General features: G+C 53.7%; 9 protein-coding genes. 3 read left to right on the top strand and 6 right to left on the bottom strand.

Annotated elements, in window-relative coordinates; translation table 11 throughout:
* Both BGX14_RS14880 and BGX14_RS14875 read left to right on the top strand, forming a co-directional pair.
* Positions 1–903, top strand: a complete 903-nt coding sequence (locus tag BGX14_RS14880) for an ABC transporter permease (RefSeq protein ID WP_095880321.1) — start codon at positions 1–3, stop codon at positions 901–903.
* The gene (locus BGX14_RS14875; protein WP_198950983.1) at positions 896–1723 is read left to right on the top strand and encodes an ABC transporter permease; all 828 of its coding nucleotides are present in this window, start codon (positions 896–898) and stop codon (positions 1721–1723) included. The genes BGX14_RS14880 and BGX14_RS14875 overlap by 8 nt, the downstream gene beginning before the upstream one ends.
* A 615-nt stretch (positions 1724–2338) precedes the next feature.
* Here the strand turns inward: BGX14_RS14875 and mdh are convergent.
* The 5 genes from mdh to BGX14_RS14850 all read right to left on the bottom strand — a co-directional run bounded on the left by mdh (position 2339) and on the right by BGX14_RS14850 (position 18081).
* Entirely contained in the window at positions 2339–3280 is a 942-nt protein-coding gene (gene mdh, locus BGX14_RS14870; RefSeq protein WP_073306041.1) for a malate dehydrogenase, read from the bottom strand.
* A gap of 145 nt (positions 3281–3425) precedes the next feature.
* Positions 3426–4889, bottom strand: coding sequence for a BamA/TamA family outer membrane protein (locus BGX14_RS14865; protein WP_095880320.1), 1464 nt, complete (start codon positions 4887–4889; stop codon positions 3426–3428).
* 226 nt (positions 4890–5115) lie between these two features.
* Positions 5116–5940 (bottom strand): Rpn family recombination-promoting nuclease/putative transposase, encoded by an 825-nt coding sequence (locus BGX14_RS14860; RefSeq protein ID WP_095880319.1) that lies wholly within the window; start codon positions 5938–5940, stop codon positions 5116–5118.
* Positions 5941–6301: 361 nt separating this feature from the next.
* Positions 6302–6955 (bottom strand): hypothetical protein, encoded by a 654-nt coding sequence (locus BGX14_RS14855; protein ID WP_073306342.1) that lies wholly within the window; start codon positions 6953–6955, stop codon positions 6302–6304.
* 8 nt (positions 6956–6963) lie between these two features.
* Complete coding sequence (locus BGX14_RS14850; protein WP_233126586.1) at positions 6964–18081, bottom strand: LamG domain-containing protein; 11118 nt, start codon at positions 18079–18081, stop codon at positions 6964–6966.
* A 112-nt stretch (positions 18082–18193) separates the two neighbouring features.
* Between BGX14_RS14850 and BGX14_RS14845 the strand changes: the two genes are divergently transcribed.
* Complete coding sequence (locus BGX14_RS14845; protein WP_095878741.1) at positions 18194–19153, top strand: IS30 family transposase; 960 nt, start codon at positions 18194–18196, stop codon at positions 19151–19153.
* On the opposite strand, the gene BGX14_RS14840 is transcribed toward BGX14_RS14845, so the two are convergent.
* The gene (locus BGX14_RS14840) at positions 19150–19653 is read right to left on the bottom strand and encodes a hypothetical protein (RefSeq protein ID WP_095880317.1); all 504 of its coding nucleotides are present in this window, start codon (positions 19651–19653) and stop codon (positions 19150–19152) included. The two genes, BGX14_RS14845 and BGX14_RS14840, sit on opposite strands and share 4 nt — an antisense overlap.
* Between the last annotated feature and the right edge of the window lies 1 nt (position 19654).

The following is a 19654-nucleotide window of genomic DNA, read 5'->3' as shown; positions in this document are numbered from 1 at the left end:
ATGCAGCAGACCGAAGTTTTTGAAGGCAAGCTCACGACCCGCCGCCGAATGCGCAAATTCGGCGCGCTACTCACAGGACCGGGCATTCTGTGGCTTCTCGTCTTTCTTTTGCTGCCGACCATTTTTCTCATGGTACTCGCCTTTGCCGAACGCGGCAGTTACGGCAGCATCAACTGGGAATTTTCTTTCACCAATTTAAAACGCCTGTTCGGATTCAGTTCCTTCGGCTGGTCGCCCGACAACCTGCTGATCCTTTGGCGCAGTCTGAAAATAGCGGTCTTTACAACCGTTCTCTGTCTCGTTATCGGGCTGCCTATGGCATTCTGGGTCGCCAACCGCGGCAAGAGCATGCGCGCATTCTGGTTCACGCTCATCATGGTTCCCAGCTGTACCAATCTGGTCATCCGCACTTCCGCCTGGATGATTCTTTTAGGCCCCGAAATGTTTCCCGCCAGTATCGCCCGCTTCTTGGGGCTTCTTGCCGACAGCGAATCGCTCTATCCCGGAAGTTTCGCCGTCTATATCGGCATGGTCAGCGCCATGCTCCCGTTTTCCGTGCTGCCCTTATACACAAGCGTTGAACGCCTGGACTGGGGAATCGTCGAAGCGGCTCGCGATCTTTATGCAAGTCCCTTGCGCACTTTCCGGCACGGCATTCTTTCGCAGATGATGCCAGGCATTGTCGCCAGCGTCATTCTGACCCTGGTTCCCAGCCTCGGGATGTATGTGATCAGCGATCTTCTGGGCGGTGGCAAGTATATGCTCATCGGCAACCTGATCCAGCAGCAGTTCGGTTCGGCAAGCGACTGGCCCTTCGGGGCCATGCTCGGCGTCGTCCTGATTCTTACGAGCGTCATCAGCCTTATCATCTTCCAACGGATCGGAGGAAAGAACTTTGTCTAAACGCAAACTTCCGATTATCGTTTCTATCCTTACCTTTATCGGCTTTCTCCTTTTGTATATGCCCATGTTTCTCGTGGTAGAACAGAGCTTCAATGCGAGCAAGCACGGACAAAAATGGAGCGGGTTCACTCTGGACTGGTATCGGGGGCTTTTTGACAACGCCATGGTACAAACGACGACCGTCAATACTCTTGTTCTCGCCGTCGTCAGCACAATCATCGCCACCCTGCTAGGCACTCTTCTGGCCATCGGGCTGCATCGTACGCCCTGGGGCAAAAAAATGCGGAACTTTTTCGACATGTCCATCAATGTTCCCGTTGTCACGCCGGATATTCTGATGGCAATCGCCCTCGCCGTTGTTTTCGCCCTCTTCCGTTCCTGGACAACGCTCTTCGACCCCGGCATGCTCACGATGATTATCGCACATATCACCCTGGAAATCAGCTTTGTCGTTCTGGTGGTGCAAAGCCGACTCGTGAACATCGGAAAAGAACAAATCGAAGCCGCAAGGGATTTGTATGCGACAACTGCGGGAGCCTGGTGCCGGGTTATTTTGCCGCAACTTTCCACAGCCATCATCGCCGGCGCACTTTTGGCATTCACCCTTTCCCTGGACGATTTCATTTTGAGTTTTTTCACAAGCGGGCCGGATTCTCAAACCCTTCCGCTCTACATTTACGGATCGCTCAAACGCGGAATTTCCCCGCAAATCCACGCCCTTTCGACCATCATTTTCAGCCTCACCCTCTTTGCAATGCTGCTGGGCGTTTTCAAAGGCGTCCGAAGCGAACGCAAAGCGGAAAAAGCCAAAAGATTTTAAAACCGCGGAAGTGGACAAAATTGGGGGCCTATATACAAAATGCCACCCGATTCGCTTGGTTGGTGTGCTTCGACAGGCTCAGCAACCGGTTGTCGAACCATGGGTAGGGATTAGTGGATAGTGGATAGTGGATAGTGGATAGTGGATAGTTGGAAGTTGGAAGTTGGAACTGAAAACTGATAACAGATAACCGAGTTTCCCCTTGCGAAAGAAAAAGCCCCGTTTGAAAAAAGTTCCCCCTTCTCGCTATGGAGCAACATCCAATTCCACCCCACCAAACCAAAACTTCCAACTACAAAGCGTGGCGGGGAATAGGGTGAAGGGAAAAGGGGCAGCCCATGGGGCGAGCATCCCTGGAACTTGGAATCTCCGATTCCATAGTTGAAGTATCCCTGGAAGGGACAATTCGTCTAAGGGAATAAGTTCCCAAGGCTCATGGGGCTTTGCATCCCTGGAACTTGAAATCTCCGATTCCGTCCTAAAAGAGGCAATTCGCCTAAAGGAAGCGGAGCATCTCGTGATCCGCAAGGAAAAAAGAAAACATCCGCATTGAAAAAAGCAAAAGCCCCGAAAGTACGAGACTTTTCGGGGCGTTCTCCAAAGAGGAAAAGAAAATTAGGTATGCGCGTCAACCCATTCGGCATTCTTTTTGCAAGCCGCAACGGACTTTTCAAAAGCTGCCTTTTCGTCGTCGCTCAATTTCACTTCGAGAATCTTTTCGACACCGTTAGCGCCGATGACAGCCGGAACACCGCAGTAGAGGCCGGAAATGCCATATTCGCCGGAGAGCTTCGCAGCGCAAGAGAATACGCTCTTCTTGTCGAGAAGATAGGCTTCTGCCATGTGCACGGCGGAAGTCGCCGGGCTGTAGAAAGCGGATCCACGACCGAGAAGATTCACAATTTCGCCGCCGGCACCCGCAGTACGCTTTGCCAGTTCATCAAATTTTTCGCGGCTCATGAGCTGCGGCAGAGGGATGCCCGCCACAGAAACACATTCATAAATGGAAACCATCGTGTCACCGTGACCGCCCATCACCAGAGCCTGAACGTCTTCCACGGAGACCTTCAATTCGTCGGCGACAAAGCAAGCAAGGCGCGCAGAATCCAGAACGCCCGCCATACCGATAACCTTGTTTGCGGGAAGTCCGGACTGCTTCTGCATATTGTAAACCATCGCGTCGAGCGGATTCGTAATCACAATGACAAACGCGTCCGGGGCATTTTCCTTGATAGCTTCGGCAACCGTCTTGATAACTCCGCAGTTCTTTTCCAGAAGATCGTCACGGCTCATACCCGGCATCCGCGGGAAACCGGCAGTCACAATAACGACATCCGCGCCCTTGATTGCAGAATAGTCCGTAGAACCCTGCAAATCCACAGAAGAACGGATAACGGAACGGCCTTCCTGAATATCGAGAGCCTTTCCTTTCGGCATTCCCTGAGTCATCGGGATGTCAATAAGAACAACGTCGCCCAGCTGTTTCTGAGCCAAAACGAGAGCCATTGTTCCGCCAATTTGACCGGCACCCACGAGGGCGATTTTTTTTCTAGCCATATAACCTTCCTTTTTAAGGCAAAATTTTGACCTAAAATAACAATTTTTGTCACAAAAAGAAAGAACTCCCTCTTTAAAAGGAAAAGTTTTCGCTTCTTAGCGAGATTCGCCAAAGCTCCCGCCGAGAATTTTCCTTTAGGCAAAACTACTGGAATTCGGGAGCGACCGTACAGATGACGGAAAAACCGTTCAATCCGTGAAAACCGATTTGCACGCGGAACAAATACAGATCGGGCTTACGCACTCGAATGCCAAAACCCCAGGAGTTCAGTAATTTTTCCCCGTCGAACCCGTACCAATTCCTGCCATACATCACATATTCGTCAAAAACCACACCGTCCACCAATCTGTCGATGGGCCAGCGGTACTCCACGGAAATTCCTTTTAGCGCATAATCAGAATATCTACGCGTATAGCCTCGCAGCGGAAATGTACCGCCCGCATTAAAAAAGGCATTGAAGGGAGCCCCTCCGCTCTCCATTTCCCACATTTGCCGCAACCGGAACTGCACGGCCAGCACCCGACGATTCAAAAGGGTCCGTCGGATATTTTCGGGACGCCACAAACGCAGAGTTTCTTCCCAAGAAAAGTCGGTATAGAATTTCCGGAATTCCCGCGCCTCCTTCACCGAGAGCCCGTATTGCGAATCGTCCTTTCCCAAATAGAAATAATGCTGTGCCACAAAATCAAACGATTGGTAGTCGTGATCCTTGGAATTGGCGCCCGGACGAACGTTCTCCCCCGTATAATCCGCCACATTCGTATATGTCCACGTCGAAGAAATGCGAAATCCCCTGGTCGGCACAAACGGAGCGTCCGTATTATCGTAGGTCAGCGAAACGCTGAACGGGAACTGGTAGTGATCTTGATAAAACCCGCGAAGAGACGGGTCAAAAAGAGGATGTTCAACCAGAATCGTATCTTTAATATCCGGATAATTGTAAAGCCGATGTTCAATGCCCACCTGCGCCTGAATATCCATATTGGGAACCAAAACCAGAGGATGCCCTAATCGGAATTGGAATCCATAGCTGGAGTCCGTATAGACAAAGGGCTCGTGGGTATCGAAACGTGTCAGCGAACGGGGCACGGCAAAACCCGCGTCCCTATCCATCACCATGTTGGCGCGCCCGCCGACAAAAAAATCGCTGCCAAACAGATTCCGCTTGGTATAGCGCAGGGAAAATTTGAGATCGCTATTGACATACAGAGCTGCATTTGCAACAAAGTAATCTTTTCGGAAAATCATATTGCGATGGCGATAAGCGAGGCCCATCTGCGTCTGCGTTCCCGGCTTTAAGTTGAACTCCGGATAGAGATAGATATTTTTGTCCTTGCCGAAAGCCAAAGCGTTTACCGTTTTTTCAATCACATCGTTTTTGTTCACATAGCGAATCGGCGCAGAAAAAGGAAACACCAGAATATCGAGCAGGGGCTGGACGACATAGGCAAAGGGACGAGTCAGATAGTACGAAACGCTTTTGGATTCATCCGTTTCGGCGGTATCGGGCACATTCGACGAACCCGACAGAGAGTCCACATTTGAAACCTCTTCCGCACAAAGAAGAAGAGGCATCAAAAGGAAAATCAGGAAAAAGCGCACATTCATTGCAAAAGCAATTTAAAAAATCCGCCTGCGGCTGGTTTCTTGGGAAAGCGTTCCGCTTGCGCTACAAGCTTTCACTGACTCTTCTCTAGCCATAATAAAAAATGAAGCGGCAAACGGTCAAAATCGTCCTAAGATCAAGACGGCAAGCATTCGACAAGGAACTGCGAACGGGAACGGACGCAGAAACAGAACAGGGCCGCCCTTCACGGGAGCGACCCTTTCAAGATTACAACGCCTTGATTTCCTCGGGGGTGAGGCCAGTACGCTTGGCGATGACTTCAATGGAAACACCGTCGTCGCGAAAGCCCTTGGCAAGCTCCCTGTTCCTGGAGTCGGCACCTTCCGCTCGCCCTTCCGCACGGCCTTTCTTGTAACGGATGTTGAATTCCTGTTCCAGAGTCATGTAAGCCTTCCTCGCTGCGGGATCCTGGCGGTATTTTTCGACAAGCCTGCGGATGCGGTCCATCTTTTCGGAGCCGCTCTGCTTGGTGGCGAAATACTGCATATACTCGCGGGTCGCCGCATCCTTGATTTCGGAGTACTTCTTAAATATATAGAAATTTTTGTAGCAGAGGTCCCCGAGCGAAATTTCCGGGCTGCCCCACTCGAGGTTCTGGAACCTGTAAACGGGCTTCCCCTTATGGAAAATGTCGTCCGGGCAGATGAACAGGATGTACTGCTCCTGGAGCTCCTCGTAGTCGGCGCCCTTGGCCAGGGCGTCCAGGTCGCACATCCCCTGGTAATAGCGGGCGCGCTTGGGGAGTTCGCCCGTATTCGCCATCTGCAGCTCGATGTCAAAATAGCGGCCGGCGCGGCGTTCGCCCTCCTTGCCGGCAAGCTCCTCCCGGACAAAGACGTCGAGGCGGACGCTCTTGCGGAAGGGGTCCTCCTGGCTCGTCGCCTCCGCCACCACGGAAATTTTCTCGATGTCGATTTTCAGGACGTCCTGCAAGAAATCCTTGGCCACGTCCTCGTTGCTGAAGACCTTGCAGAACATGAAGTTGTCGGTGATGTCCAGCTCTTCGTACGGTTTGATTTTATATTCGGGCATTCTTCCTCGTTTTTTGGGTTTTTAAAAGGCCGCCTTTTCCTTTAAAACGCTTGAAGCGGGCCGATTGCCCCCTCTTTTCCCGAAAAACTTTGTTTACAAAATGCCGAATGCCCCCCCCCACGGGAAGCAAAGGGTCCGAGTAGAGCCCTGTGAGTTGTTTTAGCCCGCAGTCCTTATCCCGGACATTCCTAACGATTATCGCGGCAACAAAATCTTTTTAGCCGATGCCGATAAAACTCTAAAAATTGCTTTGGTGAATGCTTCGACAGGCTCAGCAACCCGGCGGTCCCTGAGTTTATCGAAGGGCGGCAACCGTGCTTCGACTGGCTCTCTGACAACTGAAAACTGACCACTACTGCCCTTATTTCACGTCGAACAGCGATTCCGGGAAATCCGAACGACCCTTGGCCTTCAGAATTTCCACGACGACCGTAGAGGAATCCCCCGAAGCAAGCTTCGTTACGATGGTCGCCCTGTTCAAAGTCCCCGGCAACGGGCAGGAATTGTCGCAGTATTCCAAAGCAGTGCGAGCTTCTGCGCCGTTTACCGGCAACGACATCCGGACGATGCGTTTTGACTTGGCCGAATAATAAAGAGTCGGTTTGGAATCCTCTTTCGGGACGATTTTCCAAAGGGAGCCCTCCTTGACCGGCGAGCGATAATCTCCAGGATTCCCCAACTGCGCCGAAATGTCCGCCGGGTTTTGTGATGGCATATTCTGCGCCGGAAGGACTTTCCCGCTTTTCAAATCGGTGATTCTTGTACGGTTCCCGTTCTGCACGATTTTCATCTGGATGGCGGAAGATTTGACAATGGTGACAGACTTGTCCTTTCCCTTATTCAGGACGGAGGTTTCCACCGTCTGCGCCCCTTGCCCCGGAAGGGAAACCGTCGTCCGCATCAGCAGTTCGCAGGTGTCCGGAAAGGCGGATTTTTTCTGGTTGTCAAAGACCGCCTGCACGTCCAGCGCAAAAACCGGGAGGGCAAGGGCGAGTATCGAAAGTATCTTTTTCATTTTTTCTCCTACAGAAGGGAAAGCAAACTGGCGGATTTCAACGACCCGTTGATTTTTAAAGCCAGGTAAGTTGTTTTCATGTCCACGCCGCTCCAATCCACGGAAATGAGGTGTTCACCGGAAGAAAGTTTCCCATTGAAGAGCGACTGGACGGGAGTTCCCAGAATATTGACCAAGTCCAAGGATACGTCCGCCGAAATTCCAAGTTCCAGAAGGAGCCCATCTTCCGTCCGGGAAATGCGAGCAAGAGTGTCCGCTTCCCCATTGTCCGAAGCTTTCGTCGTATCGGCTGTCGGAAACGTTTCTGCGACAACCGAGAGAGGCGAAGGCCATTCCGGTTCGTTTCCGTAGATGCGGTTCCCGAGGGAATCGAATACGGCGACATTCGACGTTTCCAGCAGCTGAGCGGTCAGGCCGGCATGACTCGGATCGTCCGAGGCATCCCATGCGCTTTGCCAGCCGGGAAGGTGCAGGGCGAACTTGGCCACATCGCTCCAGAAGGTTCCCGGGCCTACCGAAGCCTCCCCATGGAGAGTCACCTGATAGCGTCCCGCACCTAGAGAGTCCATCCGGGCGGAAATTCCCGGCGGTAGGTAATACACGTCAAAAATGGGAGCGATTCCCTCCGAATAAAAGGAATAGCGGACATCGTAATTCTTGAGCGCGATGCTTCCCACATTTTCCAGCTTCAGATGGATTTCGCTGGCCTGGGCGTCGTTTCGGGCATCTGCGGCGAGAATACGCACCTTGGTCTCGACCGAAGCCGAATCTTCCATTTCGACGCAGGAACCGCCGACAAGATTCTTTTCCGCATCCAGCACGACAATTCCCCAATCCTTTACAAAAGACGTCGCGGCATTTTCCACGAAGGACGGGTCATCCGAAGGGACCCAGGCAGAATAGTCCCCATTGTGGATGCCGAAGTGCGGCCCCTCGCCGTAGAAGGGGGAAGCTCCCGGAAGGATTTCCGTATCTCCAAAGTTCCATTCGACAAAGCCGGTCTGCGCACTTTCCCCGTGGACGGAAGGAGGAATTACGGACTGCGGATAATAGGCGTCGGCGACGACCTGCGCCGGGTCTTCCCCGCGGAAATAATAGCGGATAGCAAAACCGCGGACCGTTTCGTCTGAAGTATTGACGAGCTTTAGGCGAGGGCGAATGACCGAAGCGTCCGGGTAACCATCAAAGCGAACGTACGATTCGATTTTCCGTTCCGGTTCCCCGAGGCCCGCACCCCATGCGATGTTCGAAGGAGGAAGCATTTCCCCATCCGTCAAGGCGATTCCCGCGATTTCGAGCCCTGCCGGGAGGGAAAGGAAGAGCCGGTGTTGCCCTGCGGAAAGTGCAAGCCGGAGGTTGCCAACGGCGGAAGCCTCCCAGACGGGAGCCAATTGCAGAGTTCCAGAACGGAGTGCGGATTGAGAAAGTCCGACTTTTACCGTTGCTGAATTTGCCGTCACGGAACGTGCATACAGGATTATCCCGTAACTCCCGGCGGCGGGAATGGAAACCGGCACAGAGACGAAAGCATTTTCCTCTGCGGAATAGTAGCGGTTCCCCGCCACAGCGCAGGAAAATTGCGGTGACAAGCCTTCGGACACTTCCATGTCGCGAGCGGAAAGAACGACAGTGTGAATTTCCTTGCCGTCTTTATCGACGGGTGTCGCAAGTTCCTCGATCTCTTCTGCGGAGAGTGCTTCGGCATACATCCGGATGTCGGCGATGTTCCCGACGAAGGTTTCTTTTTCCCGCTTTCCTATGGAGAATGTTCCGTAAAGTTCGCGTTCCAGCGGTTTTGCTGCCAGCGCCTTTTTCAACTCCCCATCCACATAGAAACGGACCTGTGCCGAATCGACAGTCACGACGATATGCGACCAGGATTTCGGCAAGGGCAGCGCACCGGAAACGGAATAGGTTACGCCATTTTCCACAAGGCGCAAATCGCCGCCCCGCATTTCAAGGGAAATGTTCAAGCCAGAAGTTCCGACAAAACCCAGAACCCGGCGCCACGAGGAATCCTGCGCATAGCCACGCTTGATTCTCGCTTCAAAGGAATAGGCATCCAAAGTCCCCAAATCCACTTTTCCGATTCCTGAGGCATTGTCGCCCGGATGGTAAAAATACAGACCGAAATCGGCAAGCCAGGGTTTGAAAAGATTCAGCTGAAGGTCGTGCCCCGTCCCCAGCATTTCGCCGGAAATTTTCCCCGAGCCTTCACCCGCCGGATACCAGAGCGCAAGGCTTGCCGGATAGGGATAGAGCTTTTCGGAGCGGAAAATGCGTACCGAGTAATTGTGTCCGAAGTCTTCGGCGCGGAGCGAAAGGGAAAGCCTGCAACCGACGCAAGAGGCAAGCGTTTCCCTTGTCAGGTGGACTTCCGCTTCGAGAGCCCCCGACGAATCCGTTTCCAGTTCCCGATGAGAAAGCGTGTCGCCTCCGAAGACCGCCGTCAAAAGAACTTTCGCAATTCCCGATTCGGTATCGGAGAGTCGCGCCTTTAGATGAAAATTGCGGTCGAGGCGTTGGGAGGATTCCTCCACCGCCATGCTGTCGATTTCAGGGCGCAAGGAATCCGTGCGGATTTTCGGGCCGGCAATCTGGAGTTCGCTCCCGAGCAGGGAAAAGCCCAGGAAACGGGAGTCATAGATGCCCGGCGGGATTTTGCGGGCAGAAACTTTCCCGTCGTAGATCAACGTGTCCGGGATTTCGCTGTGGATTTCGGCAACGGGCAAACCGCCCCCATAGAGCGAAAGGATTCCTCGACCGGGTTGGTTGCAGTTTGTTTCAAAAGCGAGATAGCCGTTGTCCAGTCCGAGCCAGAGCGAATCGGCGGGAACGGTGCAGGAAAATTCCGCAGGAAGGGTTAGCGCCAATGCCTTTGCCGAAGCGGTGGAGCGTTCCGCACCGGATGCGTCCAGGGCGACAGCGAAGAGGTAATTTGTGTCGCGTTCGGGAAGCGTTACACGCCAAAGTCCCGAAGAATCCGCCTTGTAAAAAAGCGAGGTAGCCGGGGTCCCATCATTCGATTCGTCCAGCAGGGAATCGTCGTCGGCATAAAGGTGGAAAGCCGTTGTGCCGGATACCCGGACAAGCCTATCCCTCGCCGTCGCCACCGCAGGGAGAATTTCCAAGCCGACTTCGGGAATGTTCGCCACGGAAGAATCCATGGCCGCAAAGACGGAAAAAGTTCGGGTCTCCGCCGAAATCAGGATGTAGCTGTAATCGTTCCCATAGCACTGCGGGTCGTCCCAAACAGCGCAGGAGGCCGTGGTGTCTGCACCAGAAGCAGCCGGGGATCCGTCCGCCTTGAGGTAGCCGTACAAGGCGTTCTCCAATGGAACAAATTGCTTATTATCGAAGTCAATCTTGTACAAACGAAGCGTCTGCGGCGTTACGCGGTTCCTCTCCATTTCCTCCCGAGAGATTTTCATCTGGACCCGGGGATAATCCGGTCCCGCAAATGTCATGGTCGGCAGCACTTCCATCACGGGACCTGTCAGGGGAACGTTTCGGAACACGTCGAACGGATAATCGCTTGCATCAGCGGTTCGCACGGTGACGCTGGAATCCCCCCGCAACGAGCCCTTCGGGAAGGTGACGCTCAAATCCCCGAAGAGCGATGATACTGTCGTTTGCGACTCGGGTCCGACCGGCGTTCCCACATACAAATCGTAACGGGAATAGTAAAAGGAGCCGCCGTCGCCGCCCCAAGTGAGCATAAACGTCGTATTTCCCTGCAAGCGGTTGGCATTGAACCACTTCAAACGGTAAAATCCGCTCTTTTCCACCGCTGTGTCCAAAATGGAATGGAAAACGCCCTCCTTCAAGTAAAAGAGATGGTAAGTCTTCCCGCCCGACAGATAGGAGGAAAGCTCGATAAATTCCGCAGGCCGGGCGATGGAATCGTTCGAGTGGTAGAAGATCGTCCTGTCCAGGGAATCGCGATTGCCTGCAATCGCAAAATGGGAATGGACCGAAGAATCGAGGTGCTGCAGCTCCGAGGATTCAACTCGAACATCTTTAATCCAGGGATTCCTTGTCCACGCCTTGTTCGCCGGGCCGTAATAAAGATTCTTGTCGGCGACGTCCCGTTGGCGAATGCCGCTCTGGTAGCGATACAGGCTGTAAAGGGAAAGCCGAGTGGAATCCGTCAGTGTCGGGAGTTTTGAAAGAGAGTCTAGCGTTTTGCGGTAAAGAACGGCGTCATTCCAGTCGAATGCCTTGACGTGGAGCGTATCCCCGGAATGTTCCACAACCCCCTTCTCTGTGCTGACGGCAACGGAAAAGGAGTCCGTCCGGATTCCCTCCGCATTCAGTAGGGACTTCAACGTTCCCAGCGTATCCAGAGGAATGTAAAAGCTGCCGTTTCGGTAATTTTCCGGCGAGAGGATGTTCGACAGGGAGAGGTTCGCGATGGCCAGATTTCCACCGATTTTTCCCGGAATCACGCCCAAGGTCTCCAGGTTTGCCGGGTCCGAATAATCTGCAGGCGAATTGATCGCGTTCCTAATGATGCCTGTCGTATCCGTAAAGGCCCGGAGCCAAGTCGAGTCGCCGTAATCGCCATAGTAGTAGTGAACCTTGGAACCCGCAGCGTAAAACTTGAGGGAATCCCCTGTAGAAGCCGCAAAGGAAATCGGAGCCGGGTAGGGAACGTTTACTTTGTCGGGGACGCCGCTCCAGACCGTATTCCGCGCGACATAGAAATCCACGTAGCCGCCGGCGAAAAGAGGCGTTCGGATCTGCTCCGGTGCATCCGTCTTGCTCGTGTGCGAGACCTGGCAGCGTGGCTGCGGATTGCCATAGGCTGCGTCAAAATTTGTCTCCGGGGAATAATCGCAACCGTCGATGCCCGCGACCGGCGTTCCCAACGCCAGAACCTGGAAGTAGTCCGTTTCGGAAGGCGCACTGTAGAACTTCATGTCGAAATAGGATGGCTGTATGTAGGAGGAATCCTCGTCGGCAAAGAGGAACGTGTTCCCGCCGCCCGGAAGGACGTTGGCCGGGTAAAAGCGGAGACGCTGCATTTCGAACGGGGTCAGTTTTCCGTAGGAATGGTCCTTTTGCCAGCGAGTCCCGTCGAAATAGTTGGAATCCCCGGGCAAGTTCCTTTCGGCCAAAATTTTCAGGTAGCCGCTGGTTTCCCCGTAGAGAGTCTTGTTCGATTCGTCGAAACGGACCGTGCGGTTTACCAAGTTGTCGTAGCCAAAATCGGCATCCCAATAGGAGTCGGGGATGGTGAACTTCATCCGGAAATTCATCATCCGAAATCGTTCGTTGCCGCAATGATCGGACTTTATTTCACCCTTGTCCGTATAAAAATTGAAGTCGGAATTTCCAATCAATTCTACCCGGAACAAATTCAAATTGGGATTGTAATTTTCGGAATGGACGACTTTCCCGGCTTCATCCTGGCCGTATTCGCACTGAGTCGAAGATTCCCCACCCAAATCTTCTGCGCTGCAACCGCCCGCGGATTTTTCTTGGAAAAGGGCATAACCGCCGGCTTTAGGTTTGGGAATGAAATTCACAGAAGAATCGGAAATGTCCGTCAGTTTCCAGATAGCATAATCATCACATAAAGTTTTGAAGGCTTTCTCGTTCCATTCATGATCTTTTCTATAATCCAGCCAATCCCTGTTCATCACGGCGCACATTTTCACGGAGGCGTTTTCGTGATCGGAATAGCCGTAGTTTTCGCCTGCGGACATTTCAAAATCGATAAAGCCACTCCTTGAATTGGAAGTGAAGGTCAATAGTTCAGCACTTCGATGCGGCTGATTTTTTTCATCATCTATTTCACAAACTGTATTCGTTACCGATTCTATATGCCTGTCGATTTGATAGAGAATCACCAAGTCCAGCCGTTCCCGATGCCGCTTGAGCGCAAGGCTGAAACGCTCCGGTTTGTAACCGATGGCTTTTTGCGAACCGAAAACCGTCGCCGAAAAGGACAGGCTGTCGCGGATGTATTTGGGCAGGTATTTTCCGCCCAGTTCGGCGCGCACCAGATAGTCCGCCACCGGAATGTAGCGATTCTTGCCGTCATCGTCCCGGAAGGCCTCGGCGATGTAAAGCTGCGGAGCGGAGGAATCGCCCGGACGAGTTTCCATGTTCACAAGCGAGCTCGCATATCTCACGTTGAAATGGCTCGTCGCCGATTTCACGACGGATGTCCCCACTTCATTCGCCTCGATGATAACCTTGTATGTTCCCGAAACGGGCGCGACTCCGTTGATAGTCCCGTCCCATGCCGCGGAATAGGCCGTCGCCGAGGAATTTGCCTTGCATAACACGCTGTCCTGAAGAAGTTTCTTCATGCCGTCGGGGGCTTCCACGTAGATTTTCACGAACGCATCCCGGTAAAGGACGCCATACTCGATGTTCATTTTCCCGAGTGCAGCAGTCGAAGTATCGATTCCGTCCTGCAAAGTGACAAAGTCGCCCAACGAATCGGCGAGCGCAATTTCAAGCGGCGGGAGTTTCAAATTCACGAAAGCCGTATCCAGAATGACAAAGGCATCCTCGGAGCCTGTTTGCACTGCCTCGGCGTAAAGCGTGATTTTTCCCGGTGCCGGATAGGCTCCCGAGCTCATCTTTCCGTCCCATACATAATGCAGCCTCTCATTTTCCGGGTTCACCGTCCAGCCCAAAAACAGCGGGTTCAAATATTCAGCCCCGCTTCCGAATTTTTGGGAAAATCCCGGTGCAGTCGCGGATCCGAAAAAAACGGGAATGCGGTTGGCGAAAGAGGAATCCTGCGATCCCTCGATGCGGAACATCCCCGAGGATTTGAACACGACGTGCCCGGAATTTCCCGAAAGGGACATCGCACTATCAGCCTTATCCATGGGTCGGAAATACGGATTACCGGAGAGAGTCTCCGAAAGGATGGCAGACGCCCCTAGATCCATCGAGGAAAATTCTACTGAGCAGCCTCGTTCCAAAGTGGTGCCGCCCGGCCCCTCGCAGGTCGTGCCGAAAGATTCCGAATCGAACCGGACGCGGATTTCGTCCGTCCCCGCAAAACCCTTCCAGCGCAAGTGCCAGAGCGAATCCTGCCAGTAGAACCAGACGCCCTGTTGCAGGGTCGTATCCGACGGTGTTCCCGTAAAGGGGCTCGCGTAAATATTTTCGCTGGAAATATCGAAAATGCCCACGCCCCGGAAATCTTCCGCATAGAGGCGCACAAGGCTTTTTCCCTTGATATTTCCGTCCAGGCGCACATTTACAGACAAGGAATCCGATCCGACGGTCATCGAATCCCGTAAAGCGTTCAAAACGATATTTCCCGATGCAGTCGAGTCGCCGAGCAAGAAATACACTTCGGCGGAATCCGTCCGCCATGGGCAAGAATCGCAAGCGCGAACGCCCAATTCAATAACATAGGCACCTTCCAGGCAGGTTTCCGCCAAGGCACAGCGGTCCAGGTAGCCCAGCACTCCGGACGAGCTTTGCGAAAGTCTGGAAATGTGAGAGGAATCCGCAGAACGGTTCCCCGCGACAACGGACATCCCGGCGGAGCGCCATTCCCCAGCATCCGCAGCGCGGTAACGCAAGCGATAGACCACCGATTCCTCGTTTTTCGACCCGTCCGGAGGAGCGATTCCCGAAATGGCGAGCATCTCCCCCGAGACCATACTCCCCTTCGGGAAAGTGATTTCGGGATAGCGGGAACCGACGTAGAAAAGGTCCGTCCGCACGCCAGCATTCCCAGCGGCATCCAGACAGACGGTCTCCAAGTAACGCTTGCCCTTTTCCCGCCCCACTGCCCCCGAATCGATGGGGAATGTGATTTTTCCCGAATGCAGCAAGCTGTCCGCGATGGGCATCCAGCCGCTGGCGGTCTTCCCCATAACGCGATAATGGCAGCGCATCCCCGTCCGGTTGGAATCGACATCCCCGCTTTCCGAGACGGCGATTTCCGCCGAGAATTCCCGGACGGAATCCGGATAGACGAGACGGCGGCTCACAAGGCTTTCGATTCGCGGGGCCGTCCGGTCAATCCGCAGCTTTTTCGGTGCCGCAAAGGTCGCCCGGTTCGAAGCTTCGTCCCGGGCAGTCGCACGAACTAGGTAGTCGCCGTCGGAGAGCCTCAAGCCGGACATTTCCGTCCAGCGGAAATGCGCCGAATCCCCCGAGAGCCACAGGGAATCTCCCACGCGGTCCACGGCGGCGGTGTCGGGGATATGCAAAAATGCGAAGTTCACCCGGACAGAGGCGCTGTCCCGACCGGCGAGCGCTTCGCTGACGGTGTAGGCGACGGAAAGCAGGCTGTCGTCCGAAACGTAGGCGAACCCTTCCCGGCGATGGGGACGCTCCAGCGACGCGTATTCCCCGACGGCGGAGGCACCTTCGGGAGCGACGGCGCCGACCTTGTCGAACTTCAGGACGGGAGGGGTCCTGTCCACCCGGAATTCCGCGGATGCCGACCCGGCGTTCAGCCCCAGACCCTGCACCCTTTCCCAATCCCCCGCCGAAACCGTGCCGTCCGCGATTTTAGACACCAGCGCGTTCACGGCTTCGTAGGCAGACGCATTGGGGGCGGCATTGTCCACGGCGTACGCGCTCACGCGGTAAAGGCCGTCCTCCGCCAAAAATTTCCGGCTTGCAGAATCGAAGGGAACGGCGAAGTCCTGCGAAGCCACGTCGTAGAGGGAGGAAAGCTCCAGGGAATCCGCCAAGCCGCCGTCCACCCTCGACAATTGCCAGCGCATCGCCCGGATGTCGGGATTTTCGCCCCCCGCGCCGTCCCACGCGAAGCGCGCGAGGAAGGAGACGCTGTCCGGATTGAGGGCGGAAGCCTCCGCGGAAAGGCGGAACGACGGCGGCACCGTATCGACCGTGAAGGGCACGTTGTAGAAGTCGGAGCTGTCCAGGGTCCCGCCCACGGAATCCATCGTGACCGTGCGGAATTGCCAGACGTAGCCCCCGGAAAGGCCGGACATCTCCCTTTCGGAATTGAAAATGGCGTCCCGGTTCCCGGAGGGGACGCGCGTCATCGGTAAAAACGAGGAGGGGGAAGGCGAAGATGTGTCCTGGAAAATGGCGTCCCTCGCCGACACCACGGAGAATCCCTGGTAGTCCAGCACCGAGACGTGCGCCCTGAAACCCGACACGCGGTTCACCGCCACGCCCGGCAGCGGCCACAGCGGCTCCAGCAGGTTGTCCGTCGCCTTGAACAGGTAGTAGAATCGCTGCGTATTCGAGAGCCCGATCTTGTTCACCGTCGAGACCGTGACCGTGTTCTGGTTGTCCTTCTGCAAAAGGAGCAGGTTGCTGTAGCCGTAATCCCTGGGGACAAAATCGAAAATCCCGTTCTTTTGAACGGGATGCCTGACACGTCCGTTGTCGCCGATAGTGGTATCAACAGCCCACTCCCCACCGCCGGAGCGCTTGTACACGACGCACGCGTCATTCGCTTGCGCATCCTTAGATATATCGCACTCCCACGCGATCTCCTCCTGATAGTTGAAATTCATGCGGATTTGCCGCAGGCGATGGGGCATCAGGTCGTCCACCACGAAGGAATACTTTTCAATCCAGTCGTCCACGGCGATGGACGGCACCGCGTAGCGTTCCACGTGGCGGATGGGCACGGATTTCGGGGCAAGCTCGCCGTCGGGCGTAAGGCCGTCCACGCGCTCCCAGCGGTCCACCTTCACGCCCATCCTTGACCAGTCGGAGGAGGAACGGAAGCGGAGTGGGACGAGGGCGGAGACTGGCTGCATTCTTTGCGCGGAACGGAAGTCGTCGGACTTCGCGAACAGCCCCACCGCACATTTTGCATTTTCACGATTACCCAGATAGTAACAGTTGCGGTTCAGCTTCGCGGCGGGATTCCTTTGCAACGAGTTCAGCGTCGCCGAATCCAGGAGAGCCAGGTTCACGAAGGGGCGCTCGTAGAGGAAGTCCTCCATAATCAGCGGGTTTATCGTCGTGTCGTTTACGGAAGAACCCGCAATCGGGGAAACCGTATTCGAGTAATCGGCATGCCAGGTATTTTGATTGGCGTACACATTGTCAATGGGCAGATTGTGCGAATCCGAAATTTCATTGATCAAGTCTTCAGACAGTAATGAAAAAAGCATGTTCGATAAGGTAATCGAAGATCCCACAACGGCGGCCACATTCGCCGCAACTCTTGCCCCCTCGAACCATGCCAAAGCAACGTCTGCGGCCATGCACACTGCACTTACTGTCGTCATCACGACATTCGCCGTTCTCCAAGCTTCAGCATCGGCATGCGGGGCGGCGTTAAAACGCCAACGCTTAACATCGGCAACACTGCTTTTCAGACTTTCCGTACTTTCCGCCCAGCTAGACGCCTTGGGAACAATGCTCGTCCCCTGTTCCCGTGAAGCCGCGGAAACAACCAATCCCATCGTGGCTGCTTTAGATGCAAGGGCGAACGCCTCCGAACTCATGGCATCGTCGCTTTCCGCAAGCTGCGAAAAGAAATTCATCATGGCCTGAGTGAGGGCTTCGGGAACAAATAATCCCGTCCAATCGGTAACCTTCTTGAACGGATCCGAATACGTAATGCTCTTTTCGCCGCCCATCAGCCTGAACATGGGTTGATTTTCGCTTGGAGAAATTTTCTTCAAATACGAGATATTGCCTTTTTCACCTTTCCCTGGGTTCACATACTTGACCAAAGGGTCGTCTTCCGAATAATCCTGCAGGTTGCCTTCCACAAAAAACGGAGCTACAAAATTTGTCAATCCCAACAATGTCGCCCAGGAGAGACTCGATATGGCGACCGATTTTGCCATGAAATTGCCTCGCATATTGAGACTCGCCAGCGATAAAGCGACAAGGGAAGTGGAAACACCTTGTAACGCTTCCCATTTATGCCCGACCAAGTCTAGCTGCATTTCAAGGGCACCAGTCCCTTCATGCGGACTATCTAGAGTTATAATTTTATCCACATCGCCATAGTAGTAGTCGCTGTTCTGCACGTATTCGCGGGCCACGACTCCGCCCATGCTGTGGCCGATGAGAATGTAGCGGGAAGCCAGTTGACGGTAAAGGTCAGGATTTTGGCGGATGGAATCCAATGCCAGCTGTCCATATACAAACTTTTTTTCAACAGGATCGTAAAAAGAAGCCTCGCGAATTTTCACCGTCAATGCGACTGATATAGGTTGAATCGGGAAGAAAAAAAGTTCCCTAGGGCTAGCCCCTGGGGAACCTGGCCGAAACTTTTCTACCTTGCCGATTCTACCAAAAAAGGACATGGCGGTGAGTCTCAACCAAGCACAAAGATACGAAATACGAGCGCTCAATGCGGCAAAGATCCCCCCGAAAAACATAGCCTTGCAGCTGAAGGTCCACAAATCCACAATCTACAGGGAACTAAACAGGGGCGGCGGCCGCCAGCATTACGACCCGGTCAAGTCGCAGGAACGGGCAGACCTCCTTGCCGCGACAAGTCACCTGCATTACGACTACGACGAGGACGACTGGAAAATCGTGGACGGGAAAATCAAGGAAGACTACTCTCCCGAACAGGTGAACGGACGCGCGAAACTCGATGGGATGGGTGTCCCTAGCGTCGCCACGATATACAGGCATGTGAACAAGGACGAGGACCTGAAGAAGCACTTGCGGCACGGCAAGAAACCATACCGTAAGCGCGGGGAGAAGAAGGACAAGAGAGGCCAGATTGTAGGCCGCGTGCCCATCGAGGAACGTCCGGCAATCGTGGACGAGAAATCACGCGTAGGCGACATCGAGATAGACCTGATAAACAGCGCGGACCATGACGCGAACCTGCTCACGATCAACGACAGGATGACGAATTACAGCCTGATAAGGTATCTTCCGACGAAGAACGCGAAAGACCTGAAGAGAACGCTTGTGAGGGCGCTGAAGGACTTTGAGAAAACGTTCGAAGTCAAGATTCTCACAATCACTTCGGACAACGGGAAGGAGTTCGCCTGTCACGCAGAAATAGCGAAAGCTATGAAGGCGGATTACTACTTTGCGAACCCGTACCACTCCTGGGAGCGCGGTGCCAACGAGAACATGAACGGTCTAATACGCCAATATCTTCCCAAGAAGGAGTCGTTCAAGGGAATCTCTCCCCGGAAAGTTCGCTGGATACAGGATAAACTGAACAACAGGCCTCGAAAAAGGCTTGACTTTATGACCCCTTTAGAGTATATTTATACGCAAGTTAAACTACAAACCTAAGTCGCGTTAGCGACGAAAATCCGCCCCTTCACTTCCTGCGCCTCTTCAATCAAAGCACGACGATGGCCAAATTTTTCATTACCTTTGTTCCAAGTTCTGTCGCCAAGTTCAAAAGCGTTGTTGATGGAGTTATTAGGAGGAAGCGAAAAAGCACGCCAGTGATATACGCAGGAATTATGCACAGCCTCATAGGCACTGTCGTATATAGGCTCCTCGAATATTCTCGTTCTCAGCCATTGGTTCAAACGAGGTTTTTTCTCATCCACCTTCTCAACATAACGGCCAATATTAGCATTGCCAAGATAATTCGTCGCATCGTAAGCTTGCGGAAGATTTGAATTTTCCTCAAAGCCTTGCAATTCTCCATCATCATTCTTATGTCCGTATGCACCATGTAAAAGAAGCACGTTATAGTTCGTCAAACTTTCCATTGGCTTGGGAACAGCCCATGATTCGCAAACAATCAACAAAATCAAAAATAGAACAATCCACTTTCTCATA

The organism is Fibrobacter sp. UWS1 (genome assembly GCF_002300445.1).
Taxonomy (GTDB): Bacteria; Fibrobacterota; Fibrobacteria; order Fibrobacterales; family Fibrobacteraceae; genus Hallerella; species Hallerella intestinalis.
This window is presented reverse-complemented; position numbering and strand designations above follow the sequence as displayed.

Excerpts from the sequence above, each read along its gene's own strand:
- BGX14_RS14860 (WP_095880319.1), bottom strand. The coding sequence starts at position 5,940 with ATGCCCGAATATAAAATCAAACCGTACGAAGAGCTGGACATCACCGAC.
- BGX14_RS14840 (WP_095880317.1), bottom strand. The coding sequence starts at position 19,653 with ATGAGAAAGTGGATTGTTCTATTTTTGATTTTGTTGATTGTTTGCGAA.
- BGX14_RS14855 (WP_073306342.1), bottom strand. The coding sequence starts at position 6,955 with ATGAAAAAGATACTTTCGATACTCGCCCTTGCCCTCCCGGTTTTTGCG.
- BGX14_RS14880 (WP_095880321.1), top strand. The coding sequence starts at position 1 with ATGCAGCAGACCGAAGTTTTTGAAGGCAAGCTCACGACCCGCCGCCGA.
- BGX14_RS14845 (WP_095878741.1), top strand. The coding sequence starts at position 18,194 with ATGGCGGTGAGTCTCAACCAAGCACAAAGATACGAAATACGAGCGCTC.
- mdh (WP_073306041.1), bottom strand. The coding sequence starts at position 3,280 with ATGGCTAGAAAAAAAATCGCCCTCGTGGGTGCCGGTCAAATTGGCGGA.
- BGX14_RS14865 (WP_095880320.1), bottom strand. The coding sequence starts at position 4,889 with ATGAATGTGCGCTTTTTCCTGATTTTCCTTTTGATGCCTCTTCTTCTT.